Annotated in this window: 14 protein-coding genes; 6 read left to right on the forward strand and 8 right to left on the reverse strand. The window is 68.0% G+C overall.

Annotation, left to right across the window (positions count from 1 at the left end; genetic code table 11):
- Positions 1-103: 103 nt before the first annotated feature.
- Complete coding sequence (locus tag KXD96_RS19370) at positions 104-1,312, forward strand: phenylacetate--CoA ligase family protein (RefSeq protein WP_260738891.1); 1,209 nt, start codon at positions 104-106, stop codon at positions 1,310-1,312.
- Between the two features lie 40 nt (positions 1,313-1,352).
- Here the strand turns inward: KXD96_RS19370 and KXD96_RS19375 are convergent, their stop codons facing one another.
- The 5 genes from KXD96_RS19375 to KXD96_RS19395 all read right to left on the reverse strand — a co-directional run bounded on the left by KXD96_RS19375 (position 1,353) and on the right by KXD96_RS19395 (position 7,502).
- Positions 1,353-2,954, reverse strand: a complete 1,602-nt coding sequence (locus tag KXD96_RS19375; protein WP_260738893.1) for a WS/DGAT domain-containing protein — start codon at positions 2,952-2,954, stop codon at positions 1,353-1,355.
- A gap of 229 nt (positions 2,955-3,183) precedes the next feature.
- Positions 3,184-4,593 (reverse strand): serine/threonine-protein kinase, encoded by a 1,410-nt coding sequence (locus KXD96_RS19380; protein ID WP_260738895.1) that lies wholly within the window; start codon positions 4,591-4,593, stop codon positions 3,184-3,186.
- A gap of 78 nt (positions 4,594-4,671) precedes the next feature.
- Positions 4,672-5,019, reverse strand: coding sequence for a hypothetical protein (locus KXD96_RS19385; protein WP_260738896.1), 348 nt, complete (start codon positions 5,017-5,019; stop codon positions 4,672-4,674).
- Between the two features lie 27 nt (positions 5,020-5,046).
- Positions 5,047-6,879: an alpha/beta fold hydrolase gene (locus tag KXD96_RS19390; protein ID WP_260738898.1), complete on the reverse strand. Its 1,833-nt coding sequence runs from the start codon at positions 6,877-6,879 to the stop codon at positions 5,047-5,049.
- Entirely contained in the window at positions 6,876-7,502 is a 627-nt protein-coding gene (locus KXD96_RS19395) for a TetR/AcrR family transcriptional regulator (RefSeq protein ID WP_260738899.1), read from the reverse strand. The genes KXD96_RS19390 and KXD96_RS19395 overlap by 4 nt, the downstream gene beginning before the upstream one ends.
- 75 nt (positions 7,503-7,577) lie before the next feature.
- Here KXD96_RS19395 and KXD96_RS19400 point away from each other — a divergent pair, with 75 nt between their 5' ends.
- On the forward strand, positions 7,578-8,228 hold the full coding sequence (locus tag KXD96_RS19400; protein ID WP_260738901.1) for a polysaccharide deacetylase family protein: 651 nt from the start codon (positions 7,578-7,580) through the stop codon (positions 8,226-8,228).
- A 6-nt stretch (positions 8,229-8,234) separates the two neighbouring features.
- Positions 8,235-9,614: an FAD-binding oxidoreductase gene (locus tag KXD96_RS19405; RefSeq protein WP_260738903.1), complete on the forward strand. Its 1,380-nt coding sequence runs from the start codon at positions 8,235-8,237 to the stop codon at positions 9,612-9,614.
- On the opposite strand, the gene KXD96_RS19410 is transcribed toward KXD96_RS19405, so the two are convergent.
- On the reverse strand, positions 9,611-10,426 hold the full coding sequence (locus tag KXD96_RS19410) for a 1-acyl-sn-glycerol-3-phosphate acyltransferase (RefSeq protein WP_260738904.1): 816 nt from the start codon (positions 10,424-10,426) through the stop codon (positions 9,611-9,613). The genes KXD96_RS19405 and KXD96_RS19410 overlap by 4 nt on opposite strands.
- Positions 10,427-10,646: 220 nt before the next feature.
- Positions 10,647-11,297 (reverse strand): TIGR03085 family metal-binding protein, encoded by a 651-nt coding sequence (locus KXD96_RS19415; protein WP_260738906.1) that lies wholly within the window; start codon positions 11,295-11,297, stop codon positions 10,647-10,649.
- A 241-nt stretch (positions 11,298-11,538) separates the two neighbouring features.
- Here KXD96_RS19415 and KXD96_RS19420 point away from each other — a divergent pair, with 241 nt between their 5' ends.
- From KXD96_RS19420 to KXD96_RS19430, 3 genes are read left to right on the forward strand one after another with little or no spacing between them, the layout of a single operon-like run.
- On the forward strand, positions 11,539-13,209 hold the full coding sequence (locus tag KXD96_RS19420; protein ID WP_260738908.1) for a nitrite/sulfite reductase: 1,671 nt from the start codon (positions 11,539-11,541) through the stop codon (positions 13,207-13,209).
- Between the two features lie 16 nt (positions 13,210-13,225).
- Complete coding sequence (locus tag KXD96_RS19425) at positions 13,226-13,963, forward strand: phosphoadenylyl-sulfate reductase (RefSeq protein ID WP_260738909.1); 738 nt, start codon at positions 13,226-13,228, stop codon at positions 13,961-13,963.
- Positions 13,960-14,676 (forward strand): sirohydrochlorin chelatase, encoded by a 717-nt coding sequence (locus KXD96_RS19430; RefSeq protein ID WP_260738911.1) that lies wholly within the window; start codon positions 13,960-13,962, stop codon positions 14,674-14,676. Before KXD96_RS19425 ends, KXD96_RS19430 begins: the two co-directional genes overlap by 4 nt.
- 74 nt (positions 14,677-14,750) lie before the next feature.
- On the opposite strand, the gene KXD96_RS19435 is transcribed toward KXD96_RS19430, so the two are convergent.
- Complete coding sequence (locus KXD96_RS19435) at positions 14,751-15,692, reverse strand: LysR family transcriptional regulator (RefSeq protein ID WP_260738912.1); 942 nt, start codon at positions 15,690-15,692, stop codon at positions 14,751-14,753.
- Positions 15,693-15,758: the final 66 nt, after the last annotated feature.

The raw sequence follows: 15,758 nt of genomic DNA on the forward strand, positions 1-15,758 counted from the left end.
CATCGCACGCCGCCAGCAGGCCCGACTCGAAGATATTGTGCGGCATGCGCGAATCGCGTCACCGTACTACCGGAATCTGTACCGGCACCTCGAGCCTGGGCCGGTGAAACTGGCGTCACTGCCGGTCGTGGCGAAGCGCGACCTGATGGCGCATTTCGATGACTGGGTCACCGACCCGGCCATCAGCCTTGAATCGCTGCGGCGCGACTTTCTCGCAGACCACTCGCTGGTCGGCGCCCGGTACCTGGGCCGCTATCACGTGGCGACGACATCGGGAACGAGCGGCGACCCGGCCATCCTGATCCACGATGACGCCTCGTGGGCGCTGTTTCACTTCGTCGGCCGGCGAGGAGAACTGCGATTCATCGCTCGCCGGGACCTTCTGTTCGGGGTCCTGCGGCGCGGAGTGCGCGCCGCGGCGTTGTTCGTCACCGACGGGCACATCGGCGCGTCCGCCGCGCTGGAGTCTGCCCGGCGCCGCAGCCGATTCCTGGCCGAACGCGCTCGCGTGTTCTCGGTGCTGCGGCCACTTTCGGAATTGGTCGCACAGATCAATGCTTTCCAGCCGACGGTGCTCGAGGGCTACCCGAGCGCGCTGGCACTGCTGGCGAGCGAACAACGGGCGGGCCGGCTGACGATTCGACCACTGCTGGCCATCACCTCGGGGGAGCACCTGACGGCCACGCTGCGCGCCGACATCGAGTCGACGTTCGGCTGTCCGGTCCAGAATCGCTATGCTTCAGCCGAATTTCCTGGTTTGTCAATGGAATGCACGCACGGCCTGTTCCACGTCAACAGTGATTGGTACGTCCTCGAGCCGGTCGATGAGGATTATCGTCCCGTCCCGCCGGGCGTTGTCTCCCATACCGTTCTGGTCACCAACTTGGCTAACCGGGTGCAACCGCTGATCCGCTACGACCTCGGTGACCGGGTGAAGCTGGCCGCTACGCCGTGCGCGTGCGGCAATCGGCTGCCGGGGATCACGGTGGAGGGACGCAGCGGCGACCTGCTCTCGTTCGAGGCACCAGACGGGACGGCGGTCACGGTGCTGTCACTCGCGCTCGGGACTGTCGTCGAGGAAACCCCCGGCGTGCGCCGGTTTCAGGTGATCCGCACCAGCCCGTCGGCTGTGACCGTGCGATTGGAGATATGGCCTGACGCCGACCCGGTGCAGGTCTGGCATGCCGTCGACCAGCGGCTGGACGCGTTCTTGGCGACACAGGGAGCCGCGCCGGTAGTCGTGGAACACGCGACCGAGCTGCCCGCCCTCGACCCCGGAACCGGCAAGTATCGGCAGGTGTGGTCAGCCTGATAGCGGCTACCGGCCGGCCGCACCCGAGCCTCGCCGTCGTTCAAGCCGTCACGCCAGGAGTCGCCGCCAGCAACCGGTCGAAGGCGTGGGCGAAGCCGTCGACGATCGTCTCATGTTCGGGCACAAGGGTTTTGTCACAGGCGATGCCCACGGTCACGTCGCCGTTGTAGGTGAAGATGCCGAAGCTCATGGGCTGGTTGCCCGATACGGGCGCCCACCCGACGATGCCCTCCACCTTGCTGCCGGCCAGGTACACCGGCATCGGCGGGCCGGGCACATTGGTGAGCGTGCCGATCGTGCGGTCGGTGAACAGGCCCACCGACGCTTCATATAGCTGCCTGTTGAACCCGGCGATGCTCTCCTGCAGGCGAAACGCCACGGCCGCCTCGTGGCCGTGCTTGATGCGGTTCATCCGCCGTTTGGCCACGGCCAGCACTCGCAGGGCATCGGGCTCGTCGGTCGGCAGTTCGAGTTGCACGAGCGCGAACTCGTTACCGAGATTGTCGGGCAGCGTCACGTCGACCGGCTTGAGGTTGACCGGGACCATGAAGGTCACCGCGGAGCAGCGGGCGTGTTGGGTCTCGAGGTAGTCGTGCAACGCTCCGGCCACACACGTCACCAGCACGTCGTTGACCGTGCACCGATTCGCCCTGGCGACGGCCCTCGCTTTGGCCAGCGGGATCGGCTCCGACCATGCCACCGCTTTCTCGACGCCTGCGGTGCCCGTCCACAGGGTCGCGTCGTTGCGGGTGCCGACCAGCAGTTTGCGGACCGTGTCCAGGTCACCCGGCGCCGACGAGAACACGTCGACCAGCGCGCCGCTGCCGGGCACCGCCGCCCGCATGATCGAGCGGACGGATTCGGCGACGTCGAACACCCTCGCCCGCGCCGACATCGTGATCGTGTGGCCGGCGCCCACCGGGTTCTCCAGCGCCAGGCGACCAAAGTCGGTGGCACGAGCGACAATTCGAGGCAGTCCGGCGGTGGTCCGTACGGCACCTGCCGTCGCCCGTCCGACCGGGTCGTCCAGCATCTCATTGGCGACCGACCGCGCGCGCCGCGCCGTGCCCGCCGCCCTCACCGCCGCGGTCCGCAACCGGTCCTTCATCGGCCGTCCCGGCGGGTGGGGCCGCGCGGCGTGCTGCACCACGTCGGGACCGCGGATGGGGCCCCCGTCGGGCGACGCGTCGAACAGGCTCATCGCCAGCTCGACCATGCGCATGCCATCGGCGACGGCGTGGTGCGTCCGCATGATCATGGCGCTACCCTCCCGGTAGCGGTTCACCCAAATGCTCTTCCAGAGTGGCTTTTTACGGTCGAGCATTTCGGTGTGATGGCTGGCCACCAGCGCCTGCAACTCGCGGCGGTCGTCGGGGTCTTTCAGGTCCACGATCGTGACGTGCTCCTCGAAGTCGAAGTCGTCGTCGACCTCCCACCACCACGAGCCGTCGCGGTCCTTGACCGCCAGGCTGCGGAACACCGGGTAGCGGTTGGTGAGCCGCTCCTCGATGACCTGACGCACCCGGTTCCAGTCGAGCGGGTCGGCCGTCCAGACCACCGTGTCGACGACCATCAGATTGTTGGGGCGGTCCATCTCCAGCCACAGGGCGTCCTGGATGCCGAGCCGGCGTCGCTCTGCCACCTCGCACCTCCACGAACGGTCGACTTTGGCGCTTCCCTCTCTGCTGATCATGCGCCCGGCCAACGAGCTCAGGCCAGCCCCCGCTGGGTATGGCGCGCTAGGAGCGCCATATGAGGTCGACCTCAACCACGTCCACCAATACCTCGGTAACCCCAGCACGACCGGGCTGGGCAAGCTGCCGGTCACCTTTATCCCGGCGAAGAGCCGAGACACGTTGCGCCCGTGATGATCAGGACGCCGTCGCGTACTGCAACACCGGTTCCGACGAATCGACGTGGCTGCCGCTGATGATCCTGAGCCGGTTCGGGCGCACCTCGTAGCGCACGCCGTTGACCGGATTGGTGACGTCGAATCCGTCCCCCACGCGCTCCGCGTTCGACAGCTCGATGTGCGCGCCGTCGCGGATGCGCTCACCGCGGTAGTAGTAACTGCCGCTGAGGTTTTGACATACCACGGCCAGCGACTTGGCGGTCCGCACCACCGCGGCCGGCGGGTTGCCCGGGTCGCAACGGGCCGTCTCGCCGACGAATCCCAACCCGTCGGCGCCCCGCACCGGAGCCGACAACGTCGGCGTCTTCGGTGGGGGCGGGCTGGACGGCGCGGGCGAGGCCGGCTTGGCGGCCGGCGGCGGCGAACCACCGGTCATCAACGCCGATACCAGCGCCCCGACCAGACCGGCGATCACCAGCACCACCGCCGCCCCGGTCACCACGAACGGCGCCCGGCTGGCAAAAGGCCGATTCACCGGCGGTGAAGGCGGCTCGACAACCGGATAGGGGCTGTAGCCGGTGTCGTCGGGATTCGGATAGACCGCCTCAAACGGCCGGGTGCGAAGGGGCCCCGCGCCAGCGCCAACCGGGTCGTACGCCGCGTTCACCGCCGCGCTGGCCGCCCGGGCGAGGTCACCCGCGGAAGCGAACCGCGCCGCACGCTGCTTGGCCATGCCTCGGGCGATGACGTCGTCGAAGGCCCGGCCCACACCGCGACGCATGATGCTGGGCCGCGGCGCCGGCGACAACAGGTGTGCGCTCTTCAGCTCCCCCGGGTCCGCGCCCTCGAACGGCGGCTGACCGGTGAGGCACTCGTAGAGCAGGCACGCCAGCGAGTACACGTCGGTCTGCGGCCCCACCCGGCCGGTGGTGAACCGCTCGGGCGCCATGTAGACGCGCGACGCGTCGGCGTGCCCGATCCCGAAGTCGGCGACATACGCGAAGTGATCGGGGGTTAGCAGCACGTTCTCCCGTCTGACGCCCAGGTGCACCAGCCCGGCGGTGTGCGCGGCATCCAGCGCCCGGGCCACCTGCGCGACGATCGACGCGGCGCGCGGGGGTTCCAGCGGTCCACGCTCACGCAGCAGGTCCCTGAGGCTGCCGCCCTCGACCAGCTGCATGTCGACGAACGGCACGCCGTCGATCTCGCCGAAATCGTGCACCGGGACGATGTGCGGCTCCCCCAGTCGTGACGCGATCGCGCACTCTCGCCGAAAGCGTTGCTGGAAGCCGGGTTCCGCGGCCATCGCGCCAGGCAATAGCTTGACCGCGACCATCCGGTCCTTAACCGAGTCGTAAGCCCGGTAGACCTGGCCCGTCGCACCCGTCCCGATCAGTGAGCGCAGCTCGTAGCGGCCGAAGCGGGTCAATCGGCGCTCCCTTCGCCAGGTCGAACAGGTCCAGCCCGGCGGGTTCCCAAATTCGGCACCGACCTAACGTGCGGCGGCTCACGCGTGCGGCGGCACCGGGCACCAGAACAGGCCGCAGTTGAAGTTTGGCGGGCCCGCCGGCGCCCGCGGGGTCGCGGTGATCGGGCCGCTCGGCCACCCATAGACGGCGCCGGTATCGGCGTCGACGACGCCGCGGTAGTCGTAGTAGTAGAGGTGGCACACGCCCATGTCCCAGCTGATGAAGTTGTCCGGGACGCGCTCGCCCGGGCACCACTTGCCGCAGGTGTGCCCGGCCGGGCAGTTCCCGCCGACGTGGCCGTACGGGTCGGCCTGCGCGACGCCTACGCCCAAACCAAGGCCGGCAAAGGCCGTCAGCAGCGCGCCGGCCATCCACTTCTTAGTCATGCCGCCAAGCACACAGCCGCCGGCTGGCTACCGATCCCATGTCGACGTCAGCAACGGTTTCTGGACCGCCCCCGCATACTCGCCGACGAAGCCGTTTCTCAACCACCACCTGGGCTCGGTGTGCTCGAAGATTTCCTCGCCCAGGACGCGAGTGCGCACCGACCGCTTGACGGGAAACGGATTCATCCCCGACTTGTATTCGACCCCGACCATGGCGGGGGCGTCCGGCCGGCCTTGCCTGGGCAGCAGCTCGAAGCCGGCCTGCGCCAGCACGGTGTTCAACTCGGCGGGGCGAGGAAACCGCCGGAAGTCGTGGTTCGGCTTGTGCAGACCGAACACGAACAGCGGCCCGACCGTCACGAAACACAGCCATGTGCACACGTTGCGATCCGGTGCGACATAGAACATCCGCCCGCCAGGCCGCAGCGCGCGAAACACGCTGTCCATCAGGCGGCGGTGCTCGGTGCAGTGGTCGAGCACCCCGTGCAGGTAAACGAGGTCGAATCGGTTATCTCCCAACACCTCCGGGTCACGCATGTCGCCGACGACAAAGGCCACGCCGGCCTTGTCGGCAAAACGCTTGCGGGCCGCGTCGATCGACTTGTAGTCGACGTCGACGCCCACGATGTCCCATTGGGCCAATTCCGGATATCGATCGAGCAACCCCCCGATCGCCCCGCCTCCGCCGCAACCGACCACCGCCATCCTCGGGCGCGGACCATCGACGGGAGGAAGGTAGTCGCGCAGAAAATCCCATGCGGCGTAGTCGATTTCGCTGACGAGCTCGGCGGTGAAGCGCCACTGCTCGCTGACCTCAGCGTTGGAGAAGTAGCGCACCCCGCGCTCGATCGTGCCGTTGCTGATCCGCATCAGCGCGCGGTCGATCATCGAATAGCGGTACTCGGGCTCGCCCGCCGCGTCGTTGGCCCGTTCACGATCGAGGAACTCGAAGTAGCGTCGCTCTTCGGGTTCGATGGGCGGCTCCCACGACTGGGCGTGCCCGAGGACGCGTTGCCGGATCCACGAGTCGATCACGCGGCCGTAGACGACCGTGTCGAACAGCATGAGCTGGTGGCCGCCACCGGGCATCATGAAGAAGTCCTTGGTCCCACCGATCCGCGCGAAGCATGCTCGGCAGTGCTCGGCGCCGACGACCTCGTCGTGCTCCCCGCAGGTGATCAGGACGGGTTTGGTGTTGGCGGCGGCGGGTTTTGGTGGCACGTAGTTGAACACCGAGTGATAGCTCTTGAGTCCGTACCGCCAGACGTAATACGGGTCTTTCTTCTTGGTGTCCAGCAGCCCGGGGTCTTCCTGGTAGGCGGCCTTGAAGTCGATGACCCGCCGCAGCGGGACCCGCAGCCGATCGCCGATCGCCTTGGCCGCCCACTTGGCCGGCCGCGACTGGAACAACCGAATCGCCGGGCTCATCGGCGCCTCGTGGTTCAACAGGATGTTCATGCACACACCGGCCGTCACGGCCGGGCACGCGTCGAGCGCGTGGAACGCGACTTCCCCACCCTGGCTCGCGCCGTGCAGCACGACCGGCAGGGAGGTGCGCCGCGCCGCGTAATCGGTGACCGCCCTGGTGTCTTCGAGGAAGTCTTCGAAGCTGAACACACCCGGCTCGCCCTCGGTGCGGCCGTGCCCGGTCAGGTCGAACGAATAGACGGCCGCGGAAAAGTTGCGGCGCATGTGCTCGGCGAACGCGTCGTAATTCTCGCTGTTCCCGGCGGTGCCGTGCACCAGCACCAGTACGTAGTCGGCGTTGGGGTTGTCGTAGCGGCGCACGAAGATTCGTTTGCCGCCGGATCGGGTTACGGCGTCTTCCACCATCGGCTGATCGGTGACGTTCGAGGTCATCGCCTGGGTTCCAATCCTTCGGTGATGCGGGCGGCGAGCAGTTGGGCGAACACGTCGAAGTCGCGACGGAACCCCGACGTGTCGGAAACGAACGGTCGCTGCATGGACATGCCCAGCAGCACGGTCTCGAAGAGGCGCACCGACTCATCGATCAAGCGCTGCGGCACACCTTTACCGACGATGCGGCGCAGCGCCTCGCCCAGCTGCCGACGCTGGGTGTCGCGATAGTCGACATACGCGGTCCGCAGGAACTCGTTGTGGTTGGCCGCCGCGGCGAACTCCACCATGAACGTGACCGCGTCGAGGTTGTCGATGAACAGGGCGTACATCAGACCGGCCGCCTCGGCCAGACCCTCACGCACCGACACCCTGTGCGGCAGTTGGGTCGCCGCCGTGGCGAACATTCGCTTGGCCATGTCGTCGATCGCCGCCTGGAAGAGCTTTTCCTTCGTCTCGAAGTGATAGTGCAGCAGCGTCTGCGAGACGCCCGCCTTCGTCGAGATCAGCTTCATCGAGGACTTTTCATAGCCGTACGCGCAAAAGCATTGGATCGTCGTCTGCAGGATTCGCTGCCGGGCGTCACCGGCGGGTACCTCGCACTTGGAAACTGTCGCGGTCAACATCGCCTCTTTTCGTGTTTCCGCCTTCCGCCACGATACTGCCTGATCGATCAGTCAGGCAAGGTAGGCTAGAGACTGATGCGACCGAAGATCACTCTGACCTTTGACAACGGTCCGACGCCCGGTGTCACGGACCGGGTCCTCGACGTCCTCGCCCAGCGCCGGGCACCCGCCACCTTCTTCGTCGTCGGGCAGAACGCCTCCTCCCCCGCGGGACGCCGGTTGGTCGAGCGGGCCGTGCGCGAGGGGCACCGGATCGGCAATCACTCCTTCACGCACGGCCGACCTCTCGGCGAGCTCTCCCCCGCGGAGACCATCCACGAAATCCACACCACCCAAGACCTTTTGGACGAATTCGGCGATGGCGACCGCTACTTCAGGCCCTGGGGCACGGAGGGCGCACTCGAACGGCGCTGCCTGAATCCGACGGCGATCGACCACCTCATCGCGGAGAAGTACACCTGCGTGCTGTGGAACAGCGTCCCGCGCGACTGGGCCGACCCCCGCGGCTGGGTTAACCGGGCGCTCGCCGATGCCCGCAGCCAACAGCACACCGTGGTCGTGCTGCACGACCTGCCCACTGGCGCGATGGAGCAGCTAACCACGTTTCTCGATGAACTCGACGACTCCGGCGTAGAGGTCACCACCGACCTCCCCGACGACTGCGTGCCGATCGTCCGCGGTCGAATGCGAGCACCCGTCGATCACCTCACTCCGGCGATAGGGTGAATCTTCATGAGCGACATGACGGCGCGGTTCGCCGAGATCGTCGGCCGGCACAACCTGCTGACCGGTGACGCCATCCCCGCGGACTACTGGCACGACGAGGTGCTGACCAAGCCGCCGCAACGCCCGGCATACGTCACCAAACCGGCTTCGGCGGAAGCGGTTTCGCAGCTGCTCAAGGCCGCCTCGGACAACGGCATCCCGGTGACGGCCCGCGGCTCCGGCACCGGACTGTCGGGCGCGGCGATCCCGCGGGCCGACGGGCTGCTGATCTCCTTCGAGCGCATGAACGCCGTCCTGGAGGTCGACACCACCAACCAGGTCGCCGTCGTCCAACCCGGGGTGACGCTCACCCAGCTGGACGAGGCCACCGCCGATACGGGCCTGCGCTACATGGTGCACCCGGGCGAGCTGTCGTCGAGCGTCGGCGGCAACGTCGGCACCAACGCCGGCGGCATGAACGCGGTCAAGTACGGGATCGCCCGCCACAACGTGCTCGGGCTGCAGGCGGCGCTGCCGACCGGCGAGCTCATCCGCACCGGCGGCAAGGTCGCCAAGATCTCCACCGGCTACGACCTGACCCAGCTCATCGTCGGCTCCGAGGGCACCCTGGCGCTGGCCACCGAGGTGACCGTCAAGCTGCACCCGCGGCTCGACCACGCCGCCACCGTGCTCGCCCCGTTCGCCGACTTGGATCAAGTGATGACGGCGGTGCCCAAGATCCTGGCCAGCGGGCTGGGGCCCTACATCCTGGAATACGTCGACAACGTGACGATGGCCGCGCTGGTCCACACGCAAAACCTGGAGCTGGGTGTTCCGGACAGCGTCCGCGACAGCTGCAGCGCGTATCTGGTTGTGGCGCTGGAAAACCGGACCGCAAGCCGGCTGGACGAGGACGTCGAGAAGGCCGGCGAACTGCTGGCCGAGCTCGGCGCCGTGGACGCCTACGTGCTCGAAGGTGGTTCGGCGCGCAAGCTGATCGAGGCGCGGGAGAAGGCGTTTTGGACGTTGAAGGCCGTCGGCGCCGACGACCTCATCGACACCGTGGTGCCGCGCGGCGCGATGCCGAAGTTCCTGTCCGCCGCACGCGGCCTGGCGGCGGCCGCGGGCGGCGCCGCGGCGGGCTGCGGGCACGCCGGCGACGGCAACGTGCACCTGGCCATCTTCTGCAAGGACCCCGACGCGCGCAAGAAACTGCTTACCGACATCTTCGCGCTGGCAATGGAATTGGGTGGTGCGATCTCCGGCGAACACGGTCTGGGCCGCGCCAAGACCGCGTACTTCCTCGAGTTGGAAGACCCGGTCAAGATCGACCTGATGCGCCGCATCAAGCAGAGCTTCGACCCGGCGGGCATCCTCAACCCCGACGTGGTGTTCGCGAACCCCTAGCCGATAATCGGGAAGCGGCGTTGAGCGGCAAGGTCTTTGATTCCCTTTTGCATGACCGAACGCACATGCGCATCGAGCCTTTTGATGTCGGGAGCTCCGCCGCATTTGGCGAGGTTGATCGGCGGCAACACCTCGGTGACGATCTTGGTGGGCAGCGGCACGTTGACCGGGGCGAGGACGCTGAATCCGAAGGGAAAACCGAACGTTATCGGCATGATGTTCGTCCGGAATAGCTTGCGCTCCAGCTTGGTGAGCCGAAGCAGGCGTGCCAGCCATTGCCCACGGGTCAAGAACAACTGGGTTTCCTGCCCGCCGACGGACACGGCGGGCACGATTGGAACGTTCGCCTCCAGGGCGGTGCTGATATAGCCGGTTCGGCCGGCGAAGTCGATGACGTTCTCCTTCAGGGTCGGCCGGTACACGTCATAGTCACCGCCCGGGAAGACCAACACGACCGCACCCGCGGCCAACGCCTCGGCGGCGTTCTCGCGCGTCGCCCGGATCACCCCGGTGCGCCGAAAGAAATCGCCGGCCGGCCCGGCGAAGACGGTGTCGAAGGCAAGCGCGTAGAGGGGACGGTCGTAGCCGTAGGCGTCGTAATAGTCGACGGCGAACACCGACAGGTCCAAGGTGAGCATGCCGCCGGAATGGTTGGCCACCACCAGCGACGGTCCCGGCGGGATATTGTCCAGGCCGCGCACCTCGGAGCGGAAATACCGTTTGACGAGCGGCCGGGTCAGCGCGATGACGTGCTCGGTCAGACCGCGGTCCCATTTCTCGACGTCGGTCGAGTCGGTGTGGGTGTCGTTCATGTCGCCCTCAGATTGGCTGATGCTACGCCCGCCGATCCTGCGGCGACATAGGTTTTATCAGGGCCGGCGATTCCTAGGGATTAGCGGAGGTGCCCGCCTCCGAGCGACAACCGCGCCTTCAGCGACGCGCCCCGCGAGTTGTCGCTGTGAGGCGGGCGCTTTGGGTGCGCCTCCTCAGCCAGAGGCCCCTGTGGCTCGTGTGGCGAAGCGGACGACGGGCTCACATCCCGAAGTGCGTACGCCGCAGCGCCGCAACGGCTTCCGGCGGCCCACCCACCTCGACCTGCGCGGCGGATTGCCGCCCAAACAGGTACCCCAGCAGTTCACCTGGCGGACCGCTGAGTAACGCCATCGGCGTACCCGATCGAATGGTGGCCCGCTCGCCGGCCCATTCGACGGCAAGCCCGCAGCCCTCAAGCCGCCGACCCAGAAAGCGACCGCCGCGCCGAACGTTCCGCCACAACGCCGCCTCCATGTCGGGCGCCAACTCGCGGGGCGCGAGTCCGTTGGCCCGGCGGACATCCTCGTGGTGAACGAAGAACTCGTTGAGATTCGCCATCTCCCGCACCCATCCGATGCGGAACAACCCGACCGGCGGACCGGAGCGAATCCGCGCGACGAGCCAAGCGAAATCCTTGCGCCGAGCCAATGCGGCCCTGCGCCGCTCGGCGAACCGCTGGAATGGGCCGGGCAGCACGAGGCACGGTCCCGCAACCACATCGCGTTCCCGCAACACCAGATGGGCGGCGAGATCGCGTGCGGTCCAGCCATCGATCAGCGTGGGCGCGGACGGGCCGAGTTCGTCGAAAAGGTCGCAGAGCGCGGACCGCTCCCGCGCGTCGAGCGTGGGCGTCGAAACGGGCGAGGCCACGACTGCAGGGTACGGCAATCACGCTGCGCGCCAAACCAATAAACGTGAACCGGCACACACAACCAACGGTTGTGGCCTCACAACAGCACGACCTCTACTGCACTCGCCCCACCAATGGGCACTATGAAGCCATGAGGCGTGGGCGCAACGCAGCGCCACGACCTCACTGACAAACATCATCGCGTCGATGCCGCGGCCCGCAGCCCTGCAGCCCCGAGCACCGCGAAGGAGCACACACCACATGACCACAGCAGCACGTCCCGCCAAGACCCGCAGCGAGGGCCAGTGGGCGCTGGGTGACCGCGAACCGCTGAACGACACCGAGAAGATCAAGGACGACGACGCGCCGCTGAACGTGCGCGACCGCATCGTCAACGTCTACGCCAAACGGGGCTTCGACAGCATCGACCACTCCGATCTGCGCGGCCGCTTTCGCTGGATGGGCCTGTACACGCAACGCGAACAGGGCTACGACGGCAGCTGGACCGGTGACGACAACACCGACAAGATCGAAGCCAAGTACTTCATGATGCGCGTCCGCACCGACGGCAAACCGCTGACGGCGCACTCGATGCGCACGCTGGGCCGGATCTCGACCGAGTTCGCCCGCGACACCGCCGACATCAGCGACCGGGAAAACCTGCAACTGCACTGGGTCCGCATCGAGGACGTCCCCGAGATCTGGCGCCGCCTGGACTCGGTGGGTCTGCAGACCACCGAGGCGTGCGGCGACTGCCCGCGCGGCATCCACGGCTCGCCGCTGGCCGGCGATTCGCTCGACGAGGTGCTCGACCCGTCCCCCGCGATCGACGAGATCGTCCGCCGCTCCATGGGCAACCCCGAGTACGCGAACCTGCCCCGCAAGTACAAGACCGCGGTCTCGGGCCTGCAGGACGTCTCACACGAGACCCACGACGTTGCGTTCGTCGGCATCAACCACCCCGAGCACGGCCCCGGCCTGGATCTGTGGGTGGGCGGCGGCCTGTCGACCAACCCGATGCTGGCCCAGCGGGTCGGCGTGTGGGTCCCCTTGGACGAGGTGCCCGACGTCTGGGAGGCCGTCACCCAGGTCTTCCGCGACTACGGCTACCGGCGGCTGCGCGCCAAGGCCCGGCTGAAATTCCTGATCAAGGACTGGGGCGTCGACAAGTTCCGCGAGGTCCTCGAAACCGAATACCTCAACCGCCGGCTCGTCGACGGCCCCGCCCCCGAGCCGGTCAAGCAGACCATCGACCACGTCGGCGTGCAGAAGATCAAGAACGGGCTCAACGCCATTGGCGTCGCCCCGATCGCCGGGCGCGTGTCGGGCACCACGCTCTCGGCGGTCGCCGACCTGATGGAGAAGGTCGGCTCCGACCGCGCCCGGCTGACCCCGTTCCAGAAGCTGGTCATCCTCGACGTGCCCGACGAAAAGGTCGACGAGACGGTCGCCGCGCTGGACGCGTTGGGCCTGCCGTCGCGGCCGTCGGCGTGGCGCAAGAACACCATGGCCTGCACCGGCATCGAGTACTGCAAGCTGTCCTTCGCCGAAACCCGGGTTCGCACACAGGCTTTGGTGCCCGAGCTGGAACAGCGGCTGGCCGACGTCAACGGCGAGCTCGACGTGCCGATCAGCGTCCACCTCAACGGATGCCCGAACTCGTGCGCGCGAATTCAGGTCGCCGACATCGGCTTCAAGGGCCAGTGGATCGACGACGGCGAGGGCAATTCCGTCGAAGGCTTCCAGGTGCACCTGGGCGGCGGCCTCGGCGAGGCAAGCGGTTTCGGCCGAAAGCTGCGCCAGCACAAGGTGACCAGCGCCGAGCTCGGCGACTACATCGACCGGGTGACCCGCAAGTTCCTCGAACAGCGCGACGGCGGTGAGCGTTTCGCGTCCTGGGCCCTGCGCGCCGACGAGGGCGACCTGCGATAGGAGCTGAGGACACGCCATGGTGGCGATGAACTTCACCGAAGACCAGCTGCGCAAGCTGGCGGAGCGGGGCGCGGCCGAAATGGACGGGGCTGACGCCGTCGACATCTTGCGCTGGACCGACGGGCACTTCGGCGGCGTCGACGGTCCCCGCGGCTGGGCCAACTGCAAGTACGTGGTCGCCGCCAATATGCAAGACGCGGTGGTGGTTTCGCTGGCCTCCGACGTGCGGCCGGGTGTGCCGGTGCTGTTCCTGGACACCGGCTACCACTTCGCCGAAACCATCGGCACCCGCGACGCGGTCGAGTCCGTCTACGACATCCACCTGCTCAACGTCACGCCCGAGCACACCGTGGCCGAGCAAGACGAGCTGCTGGGCAAGGATCTGTTCGCCCGCGATCCCAACGAATGCTGCCGGCTGCGCAAGGTCCTCCCCCTGCGCCGCGCGCTGCGCGGCTACGCGGCCTGGGTCAGCGGGTTGCGCCGGGCGGAGGCCGCCACCCGGGCCAACGCGCCGCTGATCAGCTTCGACGAATCGTTCAACCTGATCAAGGTCAACCCGATCGCGGCCTGGACCGACGAGGACGTCCAGGACTACATCGGGCGCAACAACGTGCTGGTCAACCCGCTGGTCGAGGAGGGCTACCCCTCCATCGGCTGCGCCCCCTGCACCACCAAGCCGGCCGCGGGCGAGGACCCGCGCAGCGGGCGCTGGCACGGACGAAACAAGATCGAATGCGGGTTACACGCATCATGAGCACCCTCGTCCTCACCGCGCACGGCAGCCGGGACCCACGGTCGGGCGCCAACGCCCAGGCCCTGGCCGACCGGCTGGCATTCATGCGCCCCGACCTCGACGTGCGGCTGGCCTTCCTGGAGCTCAACGCGCCGAACTTCGTCGACGTCCTGGCCGGATTGCCGGACAGCCGCCGCGCGGTGGTCGCCCCGCTGCTGCTGGCCAGCGCCTACCACGCGCGCCTGGACATCCCGAAGCAGATCGCGAGGGCCGGAGCCCACGGCATCCGGCAGGCCGACGTGCTCGGCGAGGACGGGCGGCTGATCTCGGTGCTGCGCGAACGCCTCGCTGAGTTGGGGGTTTCGCCCGACGACGAGGACCTAGGGGTGATGGTGGTCGCGATCGGCTCGTCCAACCCCGCGGCGAACGCGCGCACCGCGCAGGTGGCGTCCCGGCTGGCCGTCGGCACCCGGTGGGCCGGGGCCACGACGGCCTTCGCCACCCGGCCCGAGGCGTCGGTGCACCGCGCCGCCGGCCACCTGAGCCGCCGCGGCGCGCGGCGGCTCGTCATCGCGCCGTGGTTCCTGGCACCGGGACTGCTCACCGACGGCGTCTCAACGTATGTGCGGGACAACGGCATTGCGATGGCCGCGCCGCTCGGCGCGCACCGATTGGTGGCCGAAACCGTGTTGGACCGTTACGACGAGGCGCTGGACGCCGACGCCGCGGCCTAATCCATTCGCCGAACGTCGACTTGTTGCGGGCAAACCACCCGAAACACCACGACAACTCGACGTTCGGCGCGAGCCTATCCGCGCGTGCGACCGACGATGTGGCTCACCATGTCTCGCACCGCCCCCGCCGGCGGGGTGCGCCCGCCCACCCAGATGGCGCGAAACTTGCGTCGTAAGTCCAACTTCGGGATGGTGACCGCGCTCAGCCGCCCGACCGCCAGGTCGTCGGCCACCGCCAACCGGCTCATCGCCGCCGGCCCCGCGCCGGCGAGGACGGCCGCGCGCATCGCCGCCGCCGACGTCAACTCCAGCACCGGCGCGGCCTGTTCCATGTCGTCGCCCAGCACCCGGCGCAGCGCCACGGTCAGCGAATCGCGGATGCCCGAATGCGGTTCGCGCGCAACCAGCGGCGTTTCCGCGAGTTCACGGGCGGTCACGCCCCGCGCCCGTCGGGTCCACTTGTGCCCCGGCGGCACGACGATCACCAATTCGTCCTGCCCCACCACGCAGGTGCCCAACCCCGTTGGCGTGCCGGGGTTTTCGACGAAGCCGAGATCGACGCTGCCGTCGCGGACCGCGGTGATAGCGTGCTCGCTGTTGGTGGCGGTCAAAATGACTTGCGGTGCAGCGCCACCGCGCCGCGTCGCCTCGGTCTGCAGGGACAGCAGCCAGTGCGGCATCAGCTGTTCGGAGATCGTCTGGCTGGCCGCCACCCGGATCCGCTCGCGGCCCTCCTTGCGCAGCGCGCCCATACCCGCATCCAGCTCGGCGGCGACCTCGAGCAACCGCCTCGCCCAGTCCGCGACGATCAGCCCCGCCGGCGTCAGTTGCGAGCCGCGGGTCGTCCGCACCGCCAACGTCACCCCGACCTGGGCCTCCATCGCCGCGAGCCGCCGCGAAATGGCCTGCTGCGTCAGCCCGAGTTCGCGCGCGGCGCGGCCCAGGCTGCCCGTCTCGGCGATCGCCAGAAACACCTCGAACGAGGCGAGCTCGGGCATCCGGGGGCTGAGCGGCATGGCTGATCACATCACAATCGATTCGTGTGACACAACGATAGCTTGTGACTCCACAACGCCGGGGGC

The organism is Mycobacterium sp. SMC-2, assembly GCF_025263485.1.
GTDB lineage: Bacteria > Actinomycetota > Actinomycetes > Mycobacteriales > Mycobacteriaceae > Mycobacterium.

What these genes read in the sequence shown, in the direction of transcription:
- KXD96_RS19390 (WP_260738898.1), bottom strand. Translation starts at nt 6,879, where the DNA reads ATGACCTCGAACGTCACCGATCAGCCGATGGTGGAAGACGCCGTAACC.
- KXD96_RS19395 (WP_260738899.1), bottom strand. Translation starts at nt 7,502, where the DNA reads ATGTTGACCGCGACAGTTTCCAAGTGCGAGGTACCCGCCGGTGACGCC.
- KXD96_RS19425 (WP_260738909.1), top strand. Translation starts at nt 13,226, where the DNA reads ATGGTGGCGATGAACTTCACCGAAGACCAGCTGCGCAAGCTGGCGGAG.
- KXD96_RS19385 (WP_260738896.1), bottom strand. Translation starts at nt 5,019, where the DNA reads ATGACTAAGAAGTGGATGGCCGGCGCGCTGCTGACGGCCTTTGCCGGC.
- KXD96_RS19405 (WP_260738903.1), top strand. Translation starts at nt 8,235, where the DNA reads ATGAGCGACATGACGGCGCGGTTCGCCGAGATCGTCGGCCGGCACAAC.
- KXD96_RS19410 (WP_260738904.1), bottom strand. Translation starts at nt 10,426, where the DNA reads ATGAACGACACCCACACCGACTCGACCGACGTCGAGAAATGGGACCGC.
- KXD96_RS19430 (WP_260738911.1), top strand. Translation starts at nt 13,960, where the DNA reads ATGAGCACCCTCGTCCTCACCGCGCACGGCAGCCGGGACCCACGGTCG.
- KXD96_RS19420 (WP_260738908.1), top strand. Translation starts at nt 11,539, where the DNA reads ATGACCACAGCAGCACGTCCCGCCAAGACCCGCAGCGAGGGCCAGTGG.
- KXD96_RS19435 (WP_260738912.1), bottom strand. Translation starts at nt 15,692, where the DNA reads ATGCCGCTCAGCCCCCGGATGCCCGAGCTCGCCTCGTTCGAGGTGTTT.
- KXD96_RS19400 (WP_260738901.1), top strand. Translation starts at nt 7,578, where the DNA reads ATGCGACCGAAGATCACTCTGACCTTTGACAACGGTCCGACGCCCGGT.